The 23,266-nt window shown below is 62.1% G+C and carries 14 protein-coding genes; 6 read left to right on the top strand and 8 right to left on the bottom strand.

All coding sequences use genetic code 11. From position 1 onward, the window contains the following. Nucleotides 1–235 precede the first annotated feature (235 nt). Genes ACQ4WQ_RS16740 through ACQ4WQ_RS16720 form a run of 5 tightly spaced genes read right to left on the bottom strand, consistent with a single transcriptional unit; the run spans nucleotide 236 to nucleotide 6,860 of the window. Nucleotides 236–1,198 carry a VTT domain-containing protein gene (locus ACQ4WQ_RS16740; protein ID WP_070219237.1) on the bottom strand — a complete coding sequence of 321 codons (963 nt, stop codon included), beginning with the start codon at nucleotides 1,196–1,198 and terminating at the stop codon, nucleotides 236–238. Nucleotides 1,199–1,225: 27 nt separating this feature from the next. Continuing rightward, complete coding sequence (locus tag ACQ4WQ_RS16735) at nucleotides 1,226–2,917, bottom strand: ABC transporter ATP-binding protein (RefSeq protein ID WP_436498543.1); 1,692 nt, start codon at nucleotides 2,915–2,917, stop codon at nucleotides 1,226–1,228. A gap of 9 nt (nucleotides 2,918–2,926) precedes the next feature. Beyond that, entirely contained in the window at nucleotides 2,927–4,036 is a 1,110-nt protein-coding gene (locus ACQ4WQ_RS16730) for an ABC transporter permease (protein WP_436498541.1), read from the bottom strand. A 9-nt stretch (nucleotides 4,037–4,045) separates the two neighbouring features. Then, nucleotides 4,046–4,984, bottom strand: a complete 939-nt coding sequence (locus ACQ4WQ_RS16725) for an ABC transporter permease (RefSeq protein ID WP_070219240.1) — start codon at nucleotides 4,982–4,984, stop codon at nucleotides 4,046–4,048. A gap of 40 nt (nucleotides 4,985–5,024) precedes the next feature. Then, nucleotides 5,025–6,860 (bottom strand): ABC transporter substrate-binding protein, encoded by a 1,836-nt coding sequence (locus ACQ4WQ_RS16720; protein WP_436498538.1) that lies wholly within the window; start codon nucleotides 6,858–6,860, stop codon nucleotides 5,025–5,027. Between the two features lie 115 nt (nucleotides 6,861–6,975). On the opposite strand from ACQ4WQ_RS16720, the gene ACQ4WQ_RS16715 reads away from it, so the two are divergent. From ACQ4WQ_RS16715 to ACQ4WQ_RS16700, 4 genes are all read left to right on the top strand, one after another. After that, nucleotides 6,976–7,218, top strand: a complete 243-nt coding sequence (locus ACQ4WQ_RS16715; protein WP_436498536.1) for a hypothetical protein — start codon at nucleotides 6,976–6,978, stop codon at nucleotides 7,216–7,218. A 261-nt stretch (nucleotides 7,219–7,479) separates the two neighbouring features. Continuing rightward, nucleotides 7,480–10,260 carry a TonB-dependent receptor gene (locus ACQ4WQ_RS16710; protein ID WP_326457496.1) on the top strand — a complete coding sequence of 927 codons (2,781 nt, stop codon included), beginning with the start codon at nucleotides 7,480–7,482 and terminating at the stop codon, nucleotides 10,258–10,260. A gap of 340 nt (nucleotides 10,261–10,600) precedes the next feature. Continuing rightward, nucleotides 10,601–13,270: a TonB-dependent receptor gene (locus tag ACQ4WQ_RS16705; protein ID WP_436498534.1), complete on the top strand. Its 2,670-nt coding sequence runs from the start codon at nucleotides 10,601–10,603 to the stop codon at nucleotides 13,268–13,270. Between the two features lie 462 nt (nucleotides 13,271–13,732). Beyond that, on the top strand, nucleotides 13,733–16,279 hold the full coding sequence (locus tag ACQ4WQ_RS16700; protein WP_326457494.1) for a TonB-dependent receptor: 2,547 nt from the start codon (nucleotides 13,733–13,735) through the stop codon (nucleotides 16,277–16,279). 84 nt (nucleotides 16,280–16,363) lie between these two features. Here ACQ4WQ_RS16700 and aroG read toward each other — a convergent pair whose 3' ends face one another. Beyond that, a complete protein-coding gene (aroG, locus tag ACQ4WQ_RS16695) occupies nucleotides 16,364–17,428 on the bottom strand; it encodes a 3-deoxy-7-phosphoheptulonate synthase AroG (RefSeq protein WP_326457499.1) in 1,065 nt (354 codons plus the stop codon). 204 nt (nucleotides 17,429–17,632) lie between these two features. Between aroG and ACQ4WQ_RS16690 the strand changes: the two genes are divergently transcribed. Beyond that, nucleotides 17,633–17,818 carry a hypothetical protein gene (locus tag ACQ4WQ_RS16690; RefSeq protein WP_436498532.1) on the top strand — a complete coding sequence of 62 codons (186 nt, stop codon included), beginning with the start codon at nucleotides 17,633–17,635 and terminating at the stop codon, nucleotides 17,816–17,818. A 106-nt stretch (nucleotides 17,819–17,924) separates the two neighbouring features. After that, on the top strand, nucleotides 17,925–20,771 hold the full coding sequence (locus ACQ4WQ_RS16685; RefSeq protein WP_436498530.1) for a TonB-dependent receptor: 2,847 nt from the start codon (nucleotides 17,925–17,927) through the stop codon (nucleotides 20,769–20,771). 198 nt (nucleotides 20,772–20,969) lie between these two features. On the opposite strand, the gene tldD is transcribed toward ACQ4WQ_RS16685, so the two are convergent. Together tldD and ACQ4WQ_RS16675 are read right to left on the bottom strand one after the other, a co-directional pair. Next, a complete protein-coding gene (gene tldD, locus ACQ4WQ_RS16680) occupies nucleotides 20,970–22,430 on the bottom strand; it encodes a metalloprotease TldD (protein ID WP_436498528.1) in 1,461 nt (486 codons plus the stop codon). Nucleotides 22,431–22,451: 21 nt separating this feature from the next. Beyond that, nucleotides 22,452–23,252 (bottom strand): carbon-nitrogen hydrolase family protein, encoded by an 801-nt coding sequence (locus ACQ4WQ_RS16675; protein ID WP_436498527.1) that lies wholly within the window; start codon nucleotides 23,250–23,252, stop codon nucleotides 22,452–22,454. Between the last annotated feature and the right edge of the window lie 14 nt (nucleotides 23,253–23,266).

Below are 23,266 nucleotides of genomic sequence, written 5' to 3'. Positions count from 1 at the left end.
AGTTGCTCACAAAGAATGTTTTATAGTGAGTACTCGCACTCGGCAGGCCCGCCAAAAGCATGCTGCACAGCAGCAGGAATCGCCTGGAAAACAGAGTATGCCGCAGTTTGCGCAAAGCCGCTTTGTATGGCGCGGCGCTGGTGCGGCGCTGCCGTCCTGGTCGCCCGGTGGCGGTGTTTTCGTATTATTACTACCGGTTTTACTGCCTGCCCGCGATGCGGCAGGCATGCGCAAATCAGGAGGGCAAGCCTTCGCCCAGCAGGCTGGCGGGCGCCGGCTGGTCCGAGCGGTAGGCGGCATTCCACGCATCGAGGCCGCCATGCAGGGGCTTGGCCCGGTGAAAGCCGTGCTGATGCAGCAGCTTGGCCACTTGCGCGGCCGTCACGTCGTTGGGACAGCTGCAATACACGATGATGTGGCGGTCCTTGTCCATGGCGATCATGGCGGGCACGGGTTCCTTGCCATTGAAGAACAAGGCGCCCGGCACGGCCGGTTCCAGCGCCTGCGCCGTGGCGCTGCGCGCGTCGACCATCAGCGGCTCCTCGCCCTGCTCTATGAGTTCGAGCAATTCATCGATGCCGATGCGCTCGATCTGCAAGGCCTGGCGGAAACGGCGGCGTTCGAGGAATTTGTACAACAGGAACAAGCCCAGCAAGGCGGCCAGCATCAGCAAGGCCGTGCTGCCCATGGTGCTGAGCAGGTCCAGCACCTGCTGCACGCTGGCGTGAAAGATCACGCCGACGGCGATGCCCGTGCCGCTCCACAGCAAGGCGCCCAGGCCCGCATACAGGAAGAACAGGCGCGGCGGCGTGCCCAGCGCGCCCGACATCGGTGCGGCCACGGTATTGAATCCCGGCACGAATTTGGAGACGATCAGGGCTTTCGGGCCCCAGCGCTTGAATTTGTCTTCCGTCTGGCTGACGCAGTAATCGGGCGACAGCGAGATGCGGCACAGCAGCCGCAGGATGCGCTTGCCGAAATGGCGGCCCGCGCGGAACCACGTGAAGTCGCTGATCAGGCAGGCGCCCAGCGCGGCGGCCAGCACCAGTCCCCCATTCATGTCACCATCGACGGCCAGCGCCCCCGCCACCACGAGAATGGGGAAGGCGGGAATCGGCAGGCCGAGCTGCTCCACCAGCACGATGCCAAAGACAATCAGGACACCGTAATGTTCGAGCAGGTAAATGAGGTTGGGCATGGCCGCTATCTTACCGTAAAAGCGTGTTTAGATTTGCACGCCCTTCGGTATGGCGCTCAATAAGGTGCGCGTGTACGGATGCACGGGATTGCGGTACAGCTCATCCGAATCGGCCAGTTCCACCACCTGCCCCTTGTGCATCACCATCACCTGGTCGGCGATGTATTTCACCACCGATAAGTCGTGCGAGATGAAGATGTAGGACAGGCCGAATTCATCCTGCAAATCCTGCAGCAGATTGAGCACCTGCGCCTGCACCGACACGTCCAGCGCCGACACGGATTCGTCGCACACCAGAATCTCCGGCTGCATGGTCAGGCAGCGGGCAATGGCGATGCGCTGGCGCTGGCCGCCCGAGAACTCGTGCGGATAGCGGTGGAAAGCCTGCTCCGGCAAGCCCACCTTGTCCAGCAGCCAGTAGGCCTTGGCGATGCGTTCCTTGTCATCGGCGCCGATCTTGTGGATGCGCATCGGTTCCAGCAGAATCTGCCCCACGGTAAAGCGGGGATTCAAGGAGGCGTACGGATTCTGGAAGATGATCTGGATGCGGCGTTTATACGGCAAATACTCTTTGTTCGGCATGGCAATCAGGTCCTTGCCATGGAACATGGCCGTGCCGCCCGTGGCCTGATGCAGGCGCAACAGGGTCAGGCCCACCGTCGTCTTGCCGGAGCCGGATTCGCCCACCACGCCCAGGGTTTTTCCGCGCGGTAAAGTGAACGACACATCCTTGACGGCCTGGAATTCGCGTTTGCCGAACAGGCCCTCGCGCGTATAAAAGCTTTTACTGAGGTTATTGACCACCAGCACGGGCTCGTCGCCCGGCGTATAGCCGCGCGTGCGCTGTTTCACCTCAACGCCGGGGCCCGCTTTGCCCTCCATATAATCGGCGATGACGGGCAAACGCCATGGGCGCTCGTCCAGCGAGGGGCGGCAATGCAACAGCGCTTTCGTGTAACTGTCTTGCGGCGCCTCGAAGACCTGGCGTACCTCGCCCGTCTCGCGCACTTCGCCATGGCGCATGACGATCACCTGGTCGGCGATCTCCCCCACCAGGCCCAGGTCGTGGGTAATGAAGAGCACGGACATCTGGTGTTTCTTTTGCAGCGCCGCGATCAGGTCCATGATCTGCTTCTGGATCGTCACGTCCAGCGCCGTCGTCGGCTCGTCCGCGATCAGCAGCTTCGGTTCGCAGGCGATCGCCATGGCGATCATCACGCGCTGCTGCTGGCCGCCCGACATCTGGCTCGGGTAGGCGTCGATCTTCGTGGCGGGGTCGGGTATGCCCACTTCCTCGAGCAGCGCCAGCGTGCGCGCCCTTGCCTGCTTGCGGTTCATGCCCATGTGCTGGCGCAATACCTCGGCGATCTGGAAGCCGACCGTAAACACGGGATTCAAGGACGACATCGGCTCCTGGAAGATCATCGAGATATCCTTGCCGCACATGGTGCGGCGCTCGGCGATCGACAGTTGCAGCAGGTCGCGCCCGCCGAAATGGATGCGCGATTGCTTGTCGATGATGGTGTTATCCGGCGGCAACAAGCCCATCACGGCCAGGGAGCTGACGGACTTGCCGCTACCCGATTCGCCCACCAGGGCGACGGTGCTGTTGCGCGGCACGTTGAACGAGATGCCCTTGACGGCTTCGAACGTGGTCTTCTTGTCCAGGCGGAAGGTGACGCGCAGGTCGCGCACTTCCAACAGGTTATTCTGGTCCATGAGCAACTCCTATTTCACTTTGGGGTCGAGCGCATCGCGCAAGGCATCGGTAAACAGCGAGAACGCCGTCACCAGCACGGCCATCGCCGTGGCGGCGGCCGTCAGCTGCCACCATTTGCCCAGGATCAGTTCATTTTGTGCCTCGTTGAGCATGCTGCCCCACGAGACGGTGCCCACCGGCACGCCAAAGCCGAGGAAACTCAGGATCACTTCCGCCTTGATGAAGCCCACCACGAGGATGGACATCTGCACCAGCGCCACGTGGCTCACGTTCGGGAAAATGTGCGAGAACATCTTGCGCCAGTGCGAGGCGCCGATGGCGTCGGCCGCCATCACGTATTCGCGCGCCTTGTGCTTGATGTATTCGGCGCGGATCAAGCGGTACGGCCCCGTCCAGCCCGTCAACCCCAGGATCAGCACGATGGTCAGCACGCCCTTCTGCTGCAGCACGGCCGCCACCGTCAAGATCATCAAAATCGACGGTATCGACGTGAAGATGCTGTAGAACCAGTTGAAGAAATCATCGACGATGCCGCCGAAGTAGCCGGACACGGCGCCGAACAAGGTGCCCAGCACCACGGCCAGCAAGGCCGCCACCAGACCCACGACGATCGACGTCTCGCCGCCCTTGATGGTTTTCTGCACGATGTCGTGACCCCACTTGTCGGCGCCGAACGGCAAGGTCGCCGCCTTGTGCGCGATCAGCTTTTTCGTCTTGCCCATGCCGGCGCGCAAGGCCGTCAAGTCGTCGGCCAGCGGGTCGGTGACGCCGTACATCTCCACGCCGGCAGAAGGATTGCTGCCCATCTGCGCGCGCAGTTCCGCGATATCGTCGGCCAGCGGGTCGAGCACGTTGACTGGCGTGGGCGCGCTGCGCTCGTCGGCCAGGGGAATGGCGCCGTCGACTGGCGCGTCGTTGTCGGCACCGACAAACGTGGGCGGCGCATAGCTGACGGCCACTTCGTCTTCCCAGTTCGCCGCCACCAGGCCGCTGGCGGACGCCAGCACCAGCAGGAAAAAAGCGCCGACCACGGCCAGCGATACCATTGCAATCTTGTCGCCGCGCAAACGGCGCCACGCCAGGGCCCACAGGCCGGGCGATGTATGAGGTTTCGACATCGTCTCTTTCTACTTCAGTTGTACGCGAGGATCGACCGCCTGGTACAGCAGGTCGGTGAGCAGGTTGAAGAGCATGGTGGCGGCGGCAACATACACGGTGATCGCCTTGATCACCGGAAAGTCGCTGCGCTCGACGGCCAGGATCACTTCACGCCCGATGCCGGGGATGCCGAAGAAGCGCTCGAGCAGGAAAGCGCCGATCAGCAGGGCCGGCAAGTTCGACATCACATAGGTAATGATGGGAATGCCGGCGTTGCGCAGCACGTGGACCCACATGATGCGGCCTTCCTTGAGGCCCTTGGCGCGCGCCGTGCGCACGTAATCCTGGTTCGCCTCGTCCAGCACGAAGGTGCGGAACAGGCGCAGGGTCGGCGCGATGGACACGGCCAGGCCGATCAGGATCGGCAGAGTCGAATAGCGCAGCAGGTTTTCCCAGAAGCTGTCGCCCCAGCCCTGCACGGGGAACAGGCCCAGCTTGTAGGCGAAGCCGTACTGGAAGACGATGATGTAGACGAGGATGGAAATCGACATGCCCACTGTGCAGGCGATCATCACCATGCGGTCCGTCAGCGAACCGCGCACGAAGGCGATGGCCAGCGCCAGCGCCACGCCGAAGAACGTTTCCAGCACGGTCAGCGGGATCAAGACCATCATCGACGGCCCCAGGCGCGAGGTGATGATGTGCGACACGGACTCGCCGGTCGCCCAGCTCTGGCCGAAGTCAAACGTGACGATCTGCTTGATGAAGATCCACAGCTGTACATAGTATGGCTGGTCGACGCCGAGCTGGCGGCGGATGTTGGCGATGCTTTCCGCACTCGACATCTTGCCGGCCAGGATGTAGGCGGGATCGCCGCCCACCCAGTTGAACAGGATAAACACCAGCAGGACGACGCCCAGCATGGTGGGCAGCATCTGCCACAAGCGGCGCAGGATATAAGCAAACATAATGATTCCTTGTTGTATATGGTGTTATAAGCGGCCGCGCTTATTTTTTAGCCGAGTCGGCAACCGGCGCCACTGGCGTGCCCGTGCTGTCGATATCCATATACGCCCATTCCTGGAACAGGATAGGGTGCTTCTTGTAGCCGAGCACCGACTTTTGCGCCAGCATGTTGCGGTAGCGCGCATAGCCGATCAGGGCGCCCGCATTGACTTCCAGGCGGCGTGCCATCTTGTGGAACAGCGCGTCGCGCTCGGGGCTGGCCGGCATGGCCTGGCTGGCCGCGTACCATTTATCGTACTCGGGGTCCTGGTAGCAGCCGTTGTTGTTCTGGTGCGTGTTCGGGCCGTAGAACAGCTGCATGAAGTTGTCGCCGTCCGGATAGTCGGCCAGCCACGGCGCCGTGCGCGTCTGCATCTTGCACTGCTTTTCCGTCTTCAAGATATCGGAAAAGATCATGCGGTCGTTTTCCATGCGGATGCCCAGCGAGTTGTACGTCTTGCGCCACATTTCCGCCTGCAGCACGCCATTGGCTTCGTTGCGCGAAGCGTAGCGGATCAGCAGCGGCTTGCCATCCGGCAAGGTACGCCAGCCATCGGCGCCCTTCTTGTAGCCGAATTTATCGAGCAGCTTGTTGGCCAGCACGGGATCGTATTGCAGCAGGGATTTATAGTGCGGGTCGTAGCCCACCACGCCCGGAGGGATCGGATAGTCGAGGCGCTTGGCCTGGCCATTCCAGATGATGCGGATTTCCTCGTCGATATTGTGCGCCATGGCAATGGCGCGGCGCAGGGCGATCTTTTCCTTGCTGAAGCCGCCCAGGGTCGAGTCTTCCATATTCCAGTAGTAATAGCTGATTTCCGGGTCCAGCAGGCGCGACAGTTGCACGCCCTTCTCCGCCAGCTCGGGACGCAGCTTGCCGTTCAGCAACGCCTTCGGCGCCAGCGGGCCGTCGAGCCAGAACACGTCCGTGCCGCCGCTCTGGAACGACAGCCAGCGCGACTGATCTTCGATCATCACGGTAATTTCGATGCGGTCGATGGCGGGAATGCGCTTGCCCTGCATCTGGCGCACGATGCGCTGGTCGTCCGGGTCGTCGCCGGCCATGAAATTCCACGTTTCCGGCAAGTGCTGCGGGTTGCGGTTCAGGACGATGCGGTTGCCGCGCGTCCATTCGCCCAGGGTGTAGTAGCCGGTGCCGACGGGATTCGAACCCACTTCGCCCTTCACGTCGCCGTATTTTTCCACCACTTCGCGCGCCACGGCGGCCGTCGGCACGTAGGCGAGGATCATGGGGAAATTGAAATCGGTCTTGGTCAGCGAGATGCGCAGGGTGTACGGGTCGAGGATTTCCAGGCCCGCCACCTTCTTGCTGTAATCGAGCTTGTTCGCCTTGGCCGCGTCCTTCGCCAGGTCGTCCAGGCCCACCACCTTGCCTTCGAACAGCCAGCTGTGCGGCGACGCCAGGCGCGGGTCGAACAAACGCTTCCACGAATACACGTAGTCGGCCATCGTCAGTTCGCGGCGCTTGCCGCCGAACGCGGCGTCGGGCGTGTACAGGATGCCTTTTTTCAGGCGGATGGTGTAGGTCTTGCCATCGGCGGACACTTCCGGCATGGCGGCCGCCGCGCCGGGCACCACCTTGACGGGGCGCGCCAGGTAATCATAGGTGTACAGGGTGTCGAAGACGGCCTGCGTGATGTGGTTCGAATACAGGTCGCGCGCGGTGGCCGGATCGAAGCCCGTCTCGGCGGCCGGCAGGATATAGCGCAAGGTTTTGACCGGCGCAGCCGCGGGGGCGGCGTCAACGGCCACGGCCGCCAGCGGCAGGGTGGCCAGGCAGGCGAGCAGCGCCATGCGCCGCATCCATGGTGACTTCATGTAATACCCTTCATCTCGATTATCTGTCGCACCGTATTGGTGCGCTTGTACTGGCTTCCCCCTGGGATACAGGATTCCACCGCCAAAACCAGTCCATCCTCGCAAGATCTATGCCTTGTTCGCCACCAGCCCCGCCGGTGAATTGACGCGCTGGAAAACGCGTAACGATAACGCATATTTTGCATGCCGGGCGAAAAGCCGCGGCACTTGTCGCGTGCGCAGCAACACCCACCCGCGCCACCGGGGAAATTTTCCGCATCGCAACATCGCCTGGGCGACGCCGCGAATAAGCGCATTGGTAGAAACCCTTACGTCCATGAATGAGCGCGTTTTCAATCAGGCGGCAGAAAACGCATAACGCAGCGCAACATTAAAATAATTGCCAATATAAAAACATCCGAACATTATAAAAACACTGTTGTTTCCATGATGAAAGGTTACATGTGCGCGTTGACAATGTTTCATGGCAAATGGTCTTATCAGTGGCGGCAATTCACAATTTGCCGCTTGATCCACAGCGATTGCCGACGCAGCAATCTTTTTTAGACTAGCGACGTTGTGCCTTAAAAACGCCAACCTCGCTTTTTTCGGAGTTTCGAGAATGATGATGGAAACAGTTATGTCCCGCTCCGTACGCCTGATTTTTTCGGGCAGCGTAGCAGCGGTCAGCCTGGGCATGATGGCTGTGCCGGCAATGGCGCAGGACGCCAATGTACAACGCGTGGAAATTACAGGTTCGAGCATCAAACGGGCCACGGCCGAGACCGCATCGCCGGTACAAGTCATCACCCGCGACGACTTGATGAAATCGGGCAAGGCCACCGTCGCCGAATACCTGCAAACCCTGACCGCCGATGGCGCCGGTTCGCTGCCGACGGGTTTCGGCAACGGCTTTGCCGCCGGCTCCACGGCCATCTCGCTGCGCGGCCTGGGCGCCACCTCGACCCTCGTCTTGCTCAATGGCCGCCGCATGGCGCCGTTCGCGCGCGCCGATGACGGCCAGAAGAGCTTTACCGACCTGTCCACCGTGCCGATGCAGATCGTCGAGCGCATCGAAATCCTCAAGGATGGCGCATCGTCGACCTACGGCGCGGACGCCATCGCCGGCGTGGTCAACATCATCCTGCGCAAGGACTTCGAAGGCCTGACCCTGAAGGGCGACACAGGCATCTCCGGCGACAGCGACGCCAAGCAGCACCGCGCCTCGCTGACCTTCGGCAAGGGCAACCTGGATACGGATAAATTCAACTTCGTCCTCAATGCCGAGTACAGCAAATCGGACATGCTGATGAACAATGACCGCGCCGGCCGCAAATGGATAGGCAAGGCCGACCTGCGTCCGTATGGCTATGCGATCAACACCCAGTTCGCCGGCGGCTACATCAACGGCAACAACGACGCGAATGCCGCGCCGACGGGCCTGATCCGCGACCCCGTCACCAACAACTATGTGTCCCTGCCCGGCTGCGCCAGCTTGTCCGTGTCTTCGCCGCAAGATCCGAAGGGCGGCTGCCTGTGGCACCACGACCAGTTCCGCTCGATGCAGCCGAAGATCGAATCGATCAACCTGTACACGCGCGGCACCTGGCAAGTCAATGCCGATACCCAGGTGTATGCGGAAGCGGGCTACTCGAAGCGCGATACGGCCTTCACCCTGATCCCGCCATCGATTACGCCGACCATCGCCTTCCCGCCGAATGCCACCAGCCCGACTGGCGTCGTCAACTACGGTTCCGGCGCCGGCACCACCATCGTGCTGGCCGCCAACCATCCGCAAAATCCGTACGGCGTGCCGGTGCGCGTGCGCTACCAGGCCTTCGACGTGGGCGCCAGCACGCGCCAGGCCAACAACGAGTTCAACCGCATCGTGCTCGGCGTCAAGGGCAACGCCATGGGCTGGGACTACGATGCCGGCTACACGCATTCGGAATCGAAGCTGCACCTCGATTACAGCAATATGCTGAACATGGCCGTCGTCAAGGATGCGCTGGGCAATCCGAACAGCAAGTATTTCCCGTACTACATCGGCGCGCAGGCGAACAAGAACCCCGCCTCGCTGTACGCAGCCATGGTGACGAACGCCACTTCCGATTCCACCACCAAGCTCGACATCATCGACTTCAAGGCATCGCGCGAGCTGATGCAGTTGCCGGGCGGCGCCATGGGCCTGGCCGTGGGCGCGGAACACCGCCGCGACAAGCTCGACAATCCTTCGCTGTCGGGCACGCAGGACGGTTCCATTAACTCCAGCTATGTGGCGGCCAAGGGCGACAGCAAGGTCTCGGCCGTGTTCTTCGAAGTGCTGGCGCCCGTGATCAAGACGGTGGAACTGTCGGGCGCCTTGCGTTACGACAAATATGACCGTTTCTCGTCAACCACGCCGAAGCTGGGCGCCAAGTGGACGCCGCTGAAGACCTTCGCCGTGCGCGGCACGTATTCGGAAGGCTTCCGCGCGCCAGGACCGGCGGAAAGCAATGCCAATTCGCAATCGACGGGTACCTCGACCGTGAGCGATCCCGTGCGCTGCCCGGGCGGCACCCGTTTGCCAGGCGCCAATGCCAGCGATTGCGAACTGCAGGTGGCGGCCGTCAAGATCGGCGACCCGAGCCTGAAGCCGGAAAAGTCCAAGGGCTACACCCTGGGCCTCGTGTGGGATCCGTTCAACGATACCAGCCTGTCGCTCGATGCCTGGAAGATCAAGCGTGAAAACGAGATCAACCCGCTGCCGTACAACGAAGCGGCCGCCCTGCCGACGGCCGTCCGCGCCGACAACAACCTGACCATCAATGGCGTGGTGGTGCCGAACACGGGTACCTTGCTGATTACCAAGGCGCCGTACCGCAACTCCAGCTACACGGAGATCAAGGGTATCGACCTGGACGTCAAGCAGCGCGTGCGCCTGGGCGACTACGGCCGCGCCACGTTCGGCCTGACCTGGACCCACATCGCTTCGTGGGTGCGGGCCGAGTCGGCCACCGTGCGCTACCAGTTCGCCGGCACACACGGCAATTGCGATACCTCCAACTGCGCCGGCACGCCGAAGGACAAGATCAACCTCACCGGCTCGTGGGACCTGGGCAACTGGAACGTCAGCGGCGTGCTGAACTACCGTTCGGACATGAAGAATATCCTGTTTGAAGGCAAGCCATGCGCGTCCAAGCTGGCCGACGGCACGCCGGCGCCGAACGGTTGCAAGCTGGCCTCGTTCACCACGCTCGACCTGTCGAGCCGCTGGAACGTCAACAAACAGCTGCAACTGTTTGCCTCGATTAACAACGTGACCGACAAGATCGCCCCGCTCGACCCGCTGACCTATGGCGGCATGAGCTACAACCCGATGGATGCCAGCGGCGCCATCGGCCGCTACTTCAAACTGGGCGCCAGCTACAAATTCTTCTAAGCCCCGGCGCAGGCGCAAGTCACTATCGCCATGCCAGTCACGCCAACGCCCGTTGCACCGCAGCGGGCGTTTTTATTTTACTTACCCGAAGCCCGCATTGGGCACGGCCGTTTTCCTCGCCAATGCGGCACAAAATGCACCTTCTTTGTTTTAAATCAGTACCAATGACGCACTACGTTGTTTAAGCACACAAAGCCGTTTGCCATGTTGACAAGGACTTTTGCGGATCATTACAGTGGCTCGGTTGAAAAGATATAAATACTTTTTAATATTCTCGGTGCGCCAACCAGCGCGGCCGTTCTTGCCCTTTTAGCCAACCGCTTTTCCAGGAGTCTTGAACATGATCAGAGAAACACGCTTGTCCCGTTCCATCCGTTTGATCTGCGCCGGCGGCCTTGCCGCCAGCCTGTTCAGCCAGCAGGCGCAGGCACAAGAAGTCAGCGATACGAGCACCATGCAGCGCGTCGAAGTCACCGGTTCCTCCATCAAGCGCCTCGTCTCGGAAACGGCCACGCCGCTGTCCATCTTCAAGGCCGAGGATTTCGCCAAACAGGGCTTGACGACGGCCCAGGAAGTGCTCAGCAAGATACCCTCGAATTCTTCCAGCATGGGCAGCGGCAATGCCGTCGGCGGCAATACCAGCGGCTTGCCCACGGGCGGCCAGGCCAGCGCCGACTTGCGCGGCCTGGGCGGCGACAAGACCCTGGTGCTGCTCAATGGCCGGCGCATCGCCAACCATCCGTATGACGGCGCCAGCGTCGACCTGAACATCATCCCGATTGCCGCGCTGGAGCGCGTCGAAGTGCTGCGCGACGGCGCCTCGGCCATCTACGGCACGGACGCCATCGGCGGCGTCATCAACTTCATCACCAAGCGCTCCGTCAACGTCACGAATATTACCGCCGAGGTCGTCGCACCCGAACACAAAGGCGGCGGCGAGCACCGCATCAACCTGTCGACGGGTTTCGGCAAGCTCGACACGGACGGCTACAATATCTTCGGCGTGGTCGACTACCACAAGCAAAATGTGCTCACCTCGCAGGACCGCGAATTTTCCAAGACGGGCATCAATCCCGAGCGGGGCCTGTCGCTGACCAGCGGCACCACCTTCCCCGGCAACTACTTCGATGCGGCGGCCAACGGCGGCGCGGGCCTGGCCGGCAATCCCTACGCGGCCACGGGCTGCAACCTGCCCCTGTCGGTCGCGGCGGCCAACGGCACCTGCCGCCAGGACTACACGCGGCAGATCGACGACTTGCCGGCGCAGGAGCAAGTGGCCTTCTTCGGCAAGGGCGCCTTCAAGCTGGGCGGCGGCCATCTGGCGACGCTGGAATATCTGCATTCGGAAAACAAGGTGAAGGCACGCACGGCGCCGCCGCCGCAAACGGGCCTGATTCTGCCCATTACCAGCAAATACTATCCGGGCAATGCGGGCGGCGTGCCGGCCCAGCCAGGCCTGTCGGGTCAGCCGCTGAGCGTCAACTGGCGTCCCGTGGAAGCGGGCCAGCGGCAGATCGATTCGGACGGCAAGGCGGACCGCCTGGTGCTGGCCCTCGAAGGCGAGCTGGCCGGCTGGGACTACAAGACGGGCCTGAGCCATGCCATCAGCAAGTCGTCCGAGAAATTTACGGGTGGCTATGTGCAGGATGCGGGCTTTGCCGCTGGCGTGCTCAATGGCATCCTGAACCCGTTCGGCATGCAGGATGCGGCCGGCAAGGCTTACCTGGACAGCACCGCCCTGCGCGGCGAGGTACAAAATGCCAAGGTCACCACGACGGGCTTCGACATCAAGGGCAGCCGCGAACTGATGCAGCTGGCCGGCGGCCCGCTGGCCATCGCACTGGGCGGCGAACTGCGGCGTGAAAAAGCCGACTTCAACGTCAACCGCGATATCGCCAGCCAGGCCACCAGTTCCGGCCTGTCCGGCTCGCTGTCGAAGAGCGGCTCGCGCACGATCCAGGCCGTCTTCGGCGAAGTTAACTTGCCGCTGATCAAGGACCTGGAAGTGCAGCTGGCCGCCCGCTTCGACCATTACAGCGACGTGGGCAGCACCACCAATCCGAAGCTGGCCCTGCGCTACCAGGCCAGCAGCGCGCTGGTGCTGCGCGGCTCCGCCAGCACGGGTTTCCGCGCGCCCACCCTGTTTGAAAAGAATGCGCCGCCGTCAAAGAACGATACCAACGATTCCTACGACGACCCCATCCTCTGCCCGGGCGGCGTGCCGCAGCCGGGCGCCAATCCCCTGCGCGATTGCGACTTGCAACAATTCAAGCTGCAAGGCGGTAATGAAAAGCTGAAACCGGAAAAATCCACCACCTTCGCCTTCGGCCTCGTGCTCGAACCCGTCAAGGAAGTCACGGTGGCCATCGATTACTGGAACATCCACCTGAAGGACAAGATTTCCTCGTTGCCCGAACAATCGATCTTCGGCAACTACGAAAAATACAAGGCCTTGTTCCTGCGCAATCCCGATGGTTCGCCCTACGCCATCCTGGACTTGAACGACAACCTCGGCGAAGTGAAAACCGACGGCATCGACGTCAGCCTGAATGCACGCCTGGGCCGTGGCGCGTATGGCGATTTCAGCGTGTCGGTCGATGGCACGTGGACGCACAAGTATGACTACCAGAACGAGCGCGGCGGCGAATTCATCGCCAATGTGGGCCGCTACGCGGACAACAATCCTGTGTTCCGCTGGAAACATACGGCGGCCCTGAACTGGCGCATGGGCAACTGGGGCGCCACCGTGTCGCAATCGTTCAAGTCCGGCTACACGGACCAGAACCAGGTGGATCCGCAGTTCCGCCACGATGTGCCGTCGTACAGCCTGCTGAACGTGTCGGGCAGCTACGCGTGGAAAGGCTTGCTGCTGACGGCCGGCGTGAAAAACCTGTTCGACAAGGAACCGCCGTTCTCGAACCAGGGCACCTTGTTCCAGAAAGGCTACGACCCGCGCTACACGGACCCGATCGGGCGCGCCTGGTACTTGCGCGGCAGCTATACGTTTTAAGGGAGATGGGCTGAAACAGGGATCAACGGGGCGGCGCTGACAAGCGTTTGCCTGCAGCACGAAAGACGGCGCCAGCAGCGATGCTGTGCGCCGTTTTATTTTACGCGCATGAGTGCGCCTGACAAGGGTTGGCGATATTTTATTCCTGAAGTAATGCAAAAAAAATAGCAATATGTTGCATTTCGTCCAAAAAGTCTGCGCGAAATTGACAATCTGAATCGTGAATGTTTTGATGAGGGCCCAGAAAATTTACAGAATTTTCATTGGTGGATTTGTAAAAAGGCAAATAAATTGTTAGTAAGCAACAAGTTATTTCAAAATAATTGCCGCCTTTATCACAATAACAAGGAATTTCAGATGATGATAGAAAATGTAATATCGCGGTCGCTGCGCCTGATGTTTGCTGGCAGTTTGGCCCTGGGCATGCACGCCGCATATGCACAAGAAACAACAGATGGCACCATGCAACGCGTGGAAGTCACGGGTTCGAGCATCAAGCGCCTGGCATCGGAGACAGCGCTGCCGATCACCTCGATCAAGGCTGACGATTTCGCCAAGCAAGGCTTGACGACGGCGCAGGAAGTCCTGTCCACCATTTCCATGAATCAGAGCTCGCAAAGCAGCTCGCAATCCGTCGGTTCGGGCACGGGCGGCCAGTCCGTCGCCGACCTGCGCGGCATCGGCGGCGACAAGACCCTGGTCCTGCTGAACGGCCGCCGTATCGCCAGCCACCCATTCAACGGTTCGTCCGTCGACCTGAACATCATCCCTATTTCTGCCCTGGAGCGTGTCGAAGTGCTGCGTGACGGCGCCTCCGCGATCTACGGCACGGACGCCATCGGCGGCGTGATCAACTTCATCACCAAGCGTTCCGTCAAAGGCGGTTCCGTCACGGTCGAACATTACGAGCCACAGAAAGCAGGCGGCGGCGACGAGTCGCGCCTGAACCTGTCCGGCGGTTATGGCGACCTGAACAAAGATGGCTTCAACGTCTTCGGCGTTGTCGACGTGCATCGCCAGGCGGCGCTGAGCACGGCCGACCGTTCCTTCTCGAAGAGCGGCTACATCCCGAGCAAGGGCGTGGATAATCTGAGCGGCACCACCTTCCCGGCCAACTTCTACGATACGGGCAATGGCCTGATCGGCAACCCGGCCTTCGCCGGCGGTTGCGTGGGTGAAAACCTGTACAAGAATACCTCGGGCAAGAGCACCTGCGCCATGGATGTCACACCATTCATCCAGGCCATTCCGAAAACCCAGCAGGAATCCTTCCTGGGCAAAGCCAGCTTCAAGCTGAACCAGGATCACCTGGCCACCATCGAATACCTGCACTCGCGCAGCACCAACGAAGCGCGCATCTCGCCGCCGCCGATGTCGAACATCGGCATCCTCATGTCGTCGAGCTCGCCGTACTACCCAGGCGGCAGCGGCGGCGTGCCAGCCGTGGCTGGCCTGTCGGGCGAACCGCTGGACATCAGCTGGCGTCCAGTGGCGTCGGGCCAGCGCAGCGGCTTCGACACCAGCACCTCGGACCGCCTGGTACTGGCTTCGGAAGGCGTTCTGGGCGCGTGGGACTACAACGTCGGCCTGAGCTACTCCGTCAGCAAGGCCACCAGCGCCTTCACGGGCGGCTACCTGAATGACCAGCGCATCATCGACGGCATCGGCAATGGCATCCTGAACCCGTTCGGCGACCAAAGCGCCGCCGGCGAAGCGTACCTGAAGGATTCCGTCCTGAAAGGCGAATACCTGAGCGCGAAGATGACCAGCACCGCGGTCGACGCGAAGATCAGCCGCGAGCTGTTCAACCTGCCGGCTGGCGCAGTCGGTTTCGCCGTCGGTACGGAATTCCGCAACGACAAGGCCGAATACAACGTGAACCGCGACCTGGCCGGCCAGGCATCGAGCTCCGGCTACGCCGAAGCGCAGAACCAGTCGGGCAGCCGCAACATCTCCGCCATCTTCTCGGAACTGAGCATTCCTGTCGTGAAAGACCTGGAACTGTCGCTGGCAGCCCGTTATGACCACTACAACGACGTCGGCGGCAGCTTCAACCCGAAAGTCGGCGTACGCTGGCAGCCAACGAGCCAGGTACTGCTGCGCAGCTCCTACAACACAGGTTTCCGCGCGCCAACGCTGTATGACCTGCATGGTCCGCAAACCAAGACCTTCACGGCCAACAAGTACGACGATCCACGCCTGTGCCCAGGCGGCGTACCGATTCCTGGCGCCAACAGCAACGTGGCCTGCGGCGCGCAGCAATACATCCGTTCGGGCGGCAATCCGGACGTAGGCCCGGAAAAATCGAAAACCTTCAGCGCCGGTATCGTCATCGAGCCAACGAAATCGCTGACCGTCTCGCTCGATTACTTCCAGATCAAGCTGCGCGACAAGATCGGCACCGTGGCCGAACAGACCCTGTTCGACAACTATGCCAAGTATCAAAGCAACTTCATCTACACCGCTGACGGCAAGCTCGATTATGTGCTGGCCACCCTGGGCAACCTGGGCGAAATGCACACCTCGGGCATCGACCTGGGCCTGAACTGGAAATTGCCACGCAGCCAGTACGGCAACTTCACGTTCAACTTCGATGGCACCTGGGTGCAGAAGTACGAGTACCAGAACGAACGCGGCGGCGAATTCGTGCAAAACGTGGGCGTGTATGGCGACAATGCACCGGTATTCCGCTGGAGACATAATGCCTCCCTGCAATGGAATCTGGACAAATGGAACGCCACGCTGTCGAACAAGTACATGAGCGGCTACCGCGACCAGAACTATGTCGATCCGCAATTCGAGCAAAGCGTCAAGGCTTACTCGGTATGGTCGCTGTCGGGCGCGTACTCGGGCTTCAAGAATACCGAAGTCACCGTGGGCGTGAAAAACCTGCTGAACGAAGATCCACCGTTCAGTAACCAGATCGGCACCTTCCAGTCCGGCTACGATCCGCGTTACGCCGATCCGCTGGGCCGTACTTTCTACGTGCGCGCCACGTACAAGTTTTAAGCTGTTGTATAACTGATACCAGCTGAAAACTGAAAAGCCCGGAAAGCTTAGCTTTCCGGGCTTTTTTTCATGCTGCGCGCCACCTTATTCCGCGTCGCCCTGCAAGCGGCGCTGCTTGACGGCCGCCGCCAGGTTTTCCAGCACGGCCACGCTGGCGCTCCAGTCGATGCAGCCGTCCGTGACGGATTGGCCGTAGATCAAGTCCTTGCCCGGGATCAAATCCTGGCGCCCCGCCACCAGGTGCGACTCCACCATCACGCCGACGATGCGGCCATCGCCGCCGGCCACCTGGCTGGCGATGTCGGCGCACACGGGGATCTGGTTTTCCGGTTTTTTCGAGCTGTTCGCATGCGAGGCGTCGATCATCAGGCGCGCCGCCAGTCCCTGCGCCGCGATGGCCTTGCAGGCCTCGTCCACGCTGGCCGCGTCGTAGTTTGGCGTCTTGCCGCCGCGCAAGATGATGTGGCAATCCTCGTTGCCGTTGGTCGAGACGATGGCCGAGTGGCCGCCCTTCGTGACGGAAAGAAAATGGTGCGGCTGCGAGGCGGCCTTGATGGCTTCCACGGCGATTTTGACATTGCCGTCCGTGCCATTCTTGAAGCCGACCGGGCACGACAGTCCGGACGCCAGCTCGCGGTGCACCTGCGACTCCGTCGTGCGCGCGCCGATGGCGCCCCAGCTGATCAGGTCGGCGATGTATTGCGGGCTGATGACGTCGAGGAACTCGGTACCGGCTGGCAAGCCCAGCTCATTGATATCGCGCAACAGTTCGCGCGCCATGCGCAAGCCGTCGTTGATGCGGAAGCTGTTGTCCATGTACGGATCGTTGATCAAGCCCTTCCAGCCCACCGTGGTGCGCGGTTTCTCGAAGTAGACGCGCATGACGATTTCCAGTTCGCCCGCGAAACGCGCGCGCTCCTTGACCAGCAGGCGCGCATATTCCATCGCCGCCTTGGTATCGTGGATGGAGCAAGGCCCGATCACCACCATCAGGCGGTCGTCCTGGCCGTGCAGGATACGGTGCAGGGCAATGCGGGCGCTGGCGGCGGTCTGTTCGGCTTGCTCCGAGCAGGCGAATTCGCGGATCAGGTGGGACGGCGGGGTCAATTCCTTCATTTCGCGAATTCGCAAATCATCGGTGCGGGGCATCATTTTCTCCAAAATTTAAGGAAGGGTAAAACATCTGGGTAAAAAAAAACCGCCATCAGTGGCGGTTTTTTAGAATTTGCTGGGATCTCGTTTTTTGCTGCTACGTGAACCGACCGCTACTCCACCGCCTTTGGGTTGGAATTGCTAAAGTAAAAATAAGCGGTAAAAAAGTGGCGAGCGAACATGCGAGTTCATCCGTAAGTGATGAACGACTATAAACCTAAATTGCGCGGGTTGGCAAGCATATTTGTCGGCAAAGCCGCATACCGCAGCCGTTTTACACTGAAAAATACCTCAAAAAGCATAAAAAGTTGCGCGCTGCCGATGCGCATCGGCAGGCGACCAACGCTGTGGCCGCCGTGGCGCGCACGCCACGCCAGCCCGTTTTGACGATGGTAAACGGCGCACTACTGATGTAGATCGAATGCCAGCAGGCCCGCACAGCCAAGACTGCAAGCTGCACCTCACCTTTTTCCGTCTGACCTTGGAGAATCGCATGATCTACAAAAAATCCGCCCATCCATCCCTGCTTTCACCACCACGCATGGGCCTGGCCCTGGCCAGCGCCCTGTTCGCCCTGCCCGTCCTGGCACAGGAAGCGGCTCCCATTGCCCGCGTGGAAATCACCGGCTCGAACATCCGCCGCGCGCAGGCGGAAACGGCGTCGGCCGTGCAAACCCTGAACGCGGCCGACATTGAGAAATCGGGCAAGTCCAGCGTGGCCGAACTGCTGCAGACCCTGGCTGTCGACAACCAGGGCTCCGTGCCCACCACCTTCGGCAACGGCTTTGCCGCCGGCGCTTCCGGCGTGTCGCTGCGCGGACTGGGCACGGCCTCGACCCTGGTGCTGCTGAACGGGCGCCGCGTGGCGCCGTATGGCCTGGCCGACGATGGCCAGAAAGTGTTCGCCGACCTGAACATCATTCCCCTGGAAGCGGTGGAACGGGTGGAAATCCTCAAGGATGGCGCCTCGGCCATCTACGGTTCGGACGCCATCGCCGGCGTGGTCAACGTGATCCTGCGGCGCGACTACCAGGGCACGGCCATCAAAGGCAATTACGGCAAGACGAAGGAGTGGGACGGGCGCGACGCGCGCGCCGCCATCACGCACGGCTTCGGCGACATCGACAGCGACCGCTACAACGTGCTGCTGAACCTCGAGTACAGCGAAAAGGCCGCCATCTGGAACCGCGACCGGGCCGGACGGGGCGCCGTGGGCCGCAGCGACTTGCGCGACCTGGGCTTCAGCGCGCAGGAAACCCTCAGCGGCGCGGGTGCCATCACCACCAACAACGCGGCCGGCAGCGCCGTCAACGGCAATGTGCGCAATCCCGACACACTCGACTACTACAACCGCGGTAACCTGGCCGGCGTGGGTTTTACGCGCACCTTCCCCGCCGCCGCCTGCGGCAACTTCACCACGCATCCGCAGGGCGACCCGGGCGGCGGATGCCTGACCGATGCCGCGCAGCAATACGGCCAGATCCAGCCCAAGCAAAAGAACATCAATTTCTTCGGCCGCGCCGCCTGGCAACTGACGCCAGCACTGCAAACGTATGCCGAATTGAACCTGTATCACAGCGAATCGAACTCGGCCACCACACCCTCGACAGTCAGCGGTTCGGTCGGCTATCCGGGCGGCCCCGTCAGCAATGCGGGCGTGTCGCTGGGCGCCAGCCACCCGGACAACCCGTATTTCGGCACGGCGGCAAGACTGCGCTACCTGGCGGCCGACGTGGGTCCGCGCACGTCGGAAGTCGATTCCACCTTCACGCGCTTTGTCGCCGGCATCAAGGGCGCTGTGGCGGGCTGGGACATCGACAGCGCGCTGCTGTATTCGCAAAACAAGGTCTCGAACGACCAAGGCGGCTACCTGCAGCGAGACGTCGCCTTCGCCCTGCTCAACCCGACTGCCGCCAATGTGGAGCGGGCCAGCCTGAATCCCGCGTATGCGGCCTTGCCGGCCGGCAGCCTGTGGCGCATCGCGGAAAACGCGGGCCTCAATTCGCGCGAGCTGTACGCGGCCCTGTCGCCGCGCATCTCGAACGACGCCAAGACGCATATCGCGCAGATCGACTTCAAGGCCAGCCGCGAGGTGGCCAAACTCGACGGCGGCGGCCTCGGTGTGGCCGTGGGCGCGGAATTCCGCCACGAAGCGACGGAACTCAAGCCCACCACGGGCACGGAACGGGGCAATATCATTGGCCTTGGCTATTCCGCCTACAAGGGCAGCCGCAACGCCTCGGCCATCTATGCCGAAGTGCTGGCGCCCGTGCTGAAAAACCTGGAGCTGTCAGGCGCCCTGCGCGCCGACCATTTCACGGACGTGGGCAATTCCTACACGCCGAAAGTGGGCGTGAAATGGACGCCCGTGCGCGAACTGGCGCTGCGCGGCACCTTCGCCAAGGGTTTCCGCGCGCCCAGCGCCGCGGAAAACGGCGTCGGCGGTCTGGCCGCGTTTGCCACCGCCAGCGATCCGCTGCGCTGTGCGCTGGGTGTGGAAGTGGCATGCGATCCCGCCTCCATCGCCGTCATCACCTCGCCCAATCCGAAACTGTCGCCAGAGCGCTCGCGCAGCTATTCCGTGGGCGCCGTGTGGGATCCGCTGCCGCGCAGCAGTATTTCCGTGGACCTGTGGCAAATCCGCCGCAAGAATGAAATCAACCAGGAGCAAACGGACACCGCCATCGCGGAAGGCCATGTGGCGCGCGACCCGTCCACGGCCACGGGCATTCCCGGCGATCCCGGCGCCATCACGGCCGTGCTGGCCAACTATGTGAATTCGGCGCAAACGACGGTGCGCGGCATCGATATCGACGCGCGCCAGCGCTTCAACCTGGACAGCGGCTACGGCAGCCTGACCTTCGACCTGAAGTGGACGCACCTGTATAAATGGCTGCGCACGGAACAGGATGGCACGCAGCGCGATTTTGCCGGCACGCATGGCAATTGCGATGTGTCCAACTGCATGGGCACGCCGGACGACCGCATCAACCTGGGCGCCACCTGGGAACGCCAGAACTGGCGTGTCACGGCCAACGTCAACTACCGCGCGCCGCTCGACAACGTGCTGTTCAAAAATGATCCGGACGGCTGCGCCACGCATTTCGCCGACGGCACGGACGCGCCGCGCGGCTGCCGCATCGCCTCGTTCACCACGGTGGACCTGACGGCCCGCTGGCTGGCCACGCCCAAGCTGGAAGTGTTTGCGACGGTGCAAAACCTGTTCGACAAGATCGCCCCGCTCGACCCGCTGACCTATGGCGCCACGGGCTACAACCCGCTCGACTACGCGGGCGCGGCGGGACGCTTCATCAGTGCGGGGGTGAAATACAAATTCTGAAAAATCGGGAGCGTAGGTCGGATTAGCGGGGCGCAGCCACGCGTAATCCGACAACCGTGTTGACGCGGCCGGCAGTGGTGTCGGGTTACGCGCTTTGCGCTAACCCGACCTACGCGAGCGCCATGTCAGAGAAAGTAGGCCGGATTGGCCCGGAGGGCGTAATCCGACAATCGCGTTGGCCTCACAGTATCCAAAAAATCAGGCTGTGCCGCCGACCGTGATGCCATCGAGGCGCAGGGTCGGCTGTCCCACGCCCACGGGCACGCTTTGGCCTTCCTTGCCGCACACGCCCACGCCCGAGTCGAGGCGCATGTCGTTGCCGATCATGGAGACGCGGTTGAGCACGTCCGGGCCGTTGCCGATCAGGGTCGCGCCCTTCACCGGGTAGCTGAGCTTGCCGTTTTCAATCATGTACGCTTCGCTGGCCGAGAAGACGAACTTGCCGTTCGTAATGTCGACCTGGCCGCCGCCGAAGTTGACGGCATACAAGCCGTTTTTCACGGACGCGAGGATTTCGCCCGGGTCCTTGTCGCCGCCCAGCATATACGTATTCGTCATGCGCGGCATAGGGAGGTGGGCGAACGATTCGCGCCGTGCATTGCCCGTCACGGGCATTTTCATCAGGCGCGCATTCATCGTGTCCTGGATGTACCCCTTCAGGATGCCATCCTCGATCAGGGTCGTGCACTGCGTGGGATTGCCCTCGTCATCGATATTCAGGGAACCGCGCCGGCCAGCCAGGGTGCCGTCATCGACCACGGTGACGCCCTTGGCCGCCACGCGCTCGCCGATGCACCCCGAAAACGCGGACGAGCCCTTGCGGTTGAAATCGCCTTCCAGGCCATGGCCGATCGCCTCGTGCAGCAGGATGCCGGGCCAGCCCGGTCCCAGCACGATGGTCATGGGACCGGCGGGCGCCGGGCGCGCTTCCAGGTTCACCAGGGCCGACTTGACGGCGTCGGCCGCGTATTGTTCCAGCACGGCATCGCTGAAATAGTCATAGCTGAAACGCCCGCCGCCACCGGCCGAACCTGTCTCGCGGCGGCCGTTCTGTTCCGCGATCACGGTCAGCGAGACGCGCACCAGCGGGCGGATGTCGGCCGCCAGCACGCCGTCGCTGCGCAGCACCAGCACCACGTCGTACTCGCCGGCCAGGCCCGCCATCACTTGCACCACTCTGGGATCTTTCGCCCGCGCCATCTTTTCCACGCGCTCGAGCAGCTGCACCTTGGCCGTGGCATCGAGCGAGGCGAGCGGATCGTTGGGCAGGTACAGCGAGCGCCCGCCCTGCGGCTGCATCCGGCCCGCGATCTTGATTCTGCCGGCGCCCGCGCGCGCAATCGTGCGCGTGGCCGCCGCCGCTTCCAGCAGGGCCCGCTCGGAAATATCGTCGGAATACGCAAAGGCCGTCTTGTCGCCGGACACGGCGCGCACGCCCACGCCCTGGTCGATGGAAAAGCTGCCCGTCTTGACGATGCCCTCTTCCAGGCTCCAGCCTTCGCTCTTGGTCGACTGGAAATACAGGTCGGCATAGTCGACCTTGTGCGTAAACATCGTGCCCAGGGCTTTCAACAGCTTGTCTTCGTCCAGGCCGAACGGCGTGAGCAGGATATCGCGCGCCACGGCAAGGCTGGACAGATTAGGTTCAAATGGATTCATGGCTCTTTCTCACAATTCAATTCACATCGTCCTGTGCGCCAGGGCCGGCAGCGACTCGCGCACGCCCGCCAAAAACACCAGGTCGATCTCGCCGCTGACCACGCCCTCGCCTTCGGGCAACACGGCTTTCACTTCACCCCACGGGTCGATCAGCATGCTGTGGCCCCAGGTGCGCCGGCCGTTCGGGTGCAGGCCGCCCTGCGCCGAGGCCAGCACATAGCACTGGTTTTCGATGGCGCGCGCGCGCAGCAGCACTTCCCAGTGGGCGCTGCCCGTCGTGTGGGTAAACGCGGCCGGCACGACGATCAGCGCGCAATCGCCCATGGCGCGGTACAGTTCGGGGAAACGCAGGTCATAGCAGATGGACAGGCCGACCCGCCCGAACGGCGTCTCGATCGAGCGCACCTGTGCACCGGGCACGATGGTGCGCGATTCGTTATACGACTCGGCGCCGCGTGTAAAGCCGAACAGGTGGATCTTGTCGTAGCGGCCGGCCGGCTCGCCTTGCGGGTCGTACACCAGCGTGGTGTTCAAGACCTTGCCCTCCTGGCCGGAAATCAGGGGCAAGGTGCCGCCGATCAGCCAGATGCCGTGCTGGCGCGCCATCTGCGCCATGCCATCCTGGATGGGGCCGCTGCCTGGCTGTTCCGCATGGGCCAGCTTGTCCGTTTCCTGCTTACCCATGATGGCCCAGTATTCGGGCAGCACCACCAGCTGCGCGCCAGCGGCGGCGGCCTGCGCCACCAGGCGGCGCGCCGTGGCCAGGTTGCCTTCCACGGACGGCGAGGAAATCATTTGTATTGCTGCAACTGTATGCATCATTGCCACCTATTCTC

Source organism: Janthinobacterium goodfellowi, assembly GCF_051380695.1.
In the GTDB taxonomy this organism is placed as follows: domain Bacteria; phylum Pseudomonadota; class Gammaproteobacteria; order Burkholderiales; family Burkholderiaceae_D; genus Janthinobacterium.
The sequence above is the reverse complement of the archived record's forward strand: the minus strand, read 5'-3'. Positions and strand labels throughout refer to the sequence as shown.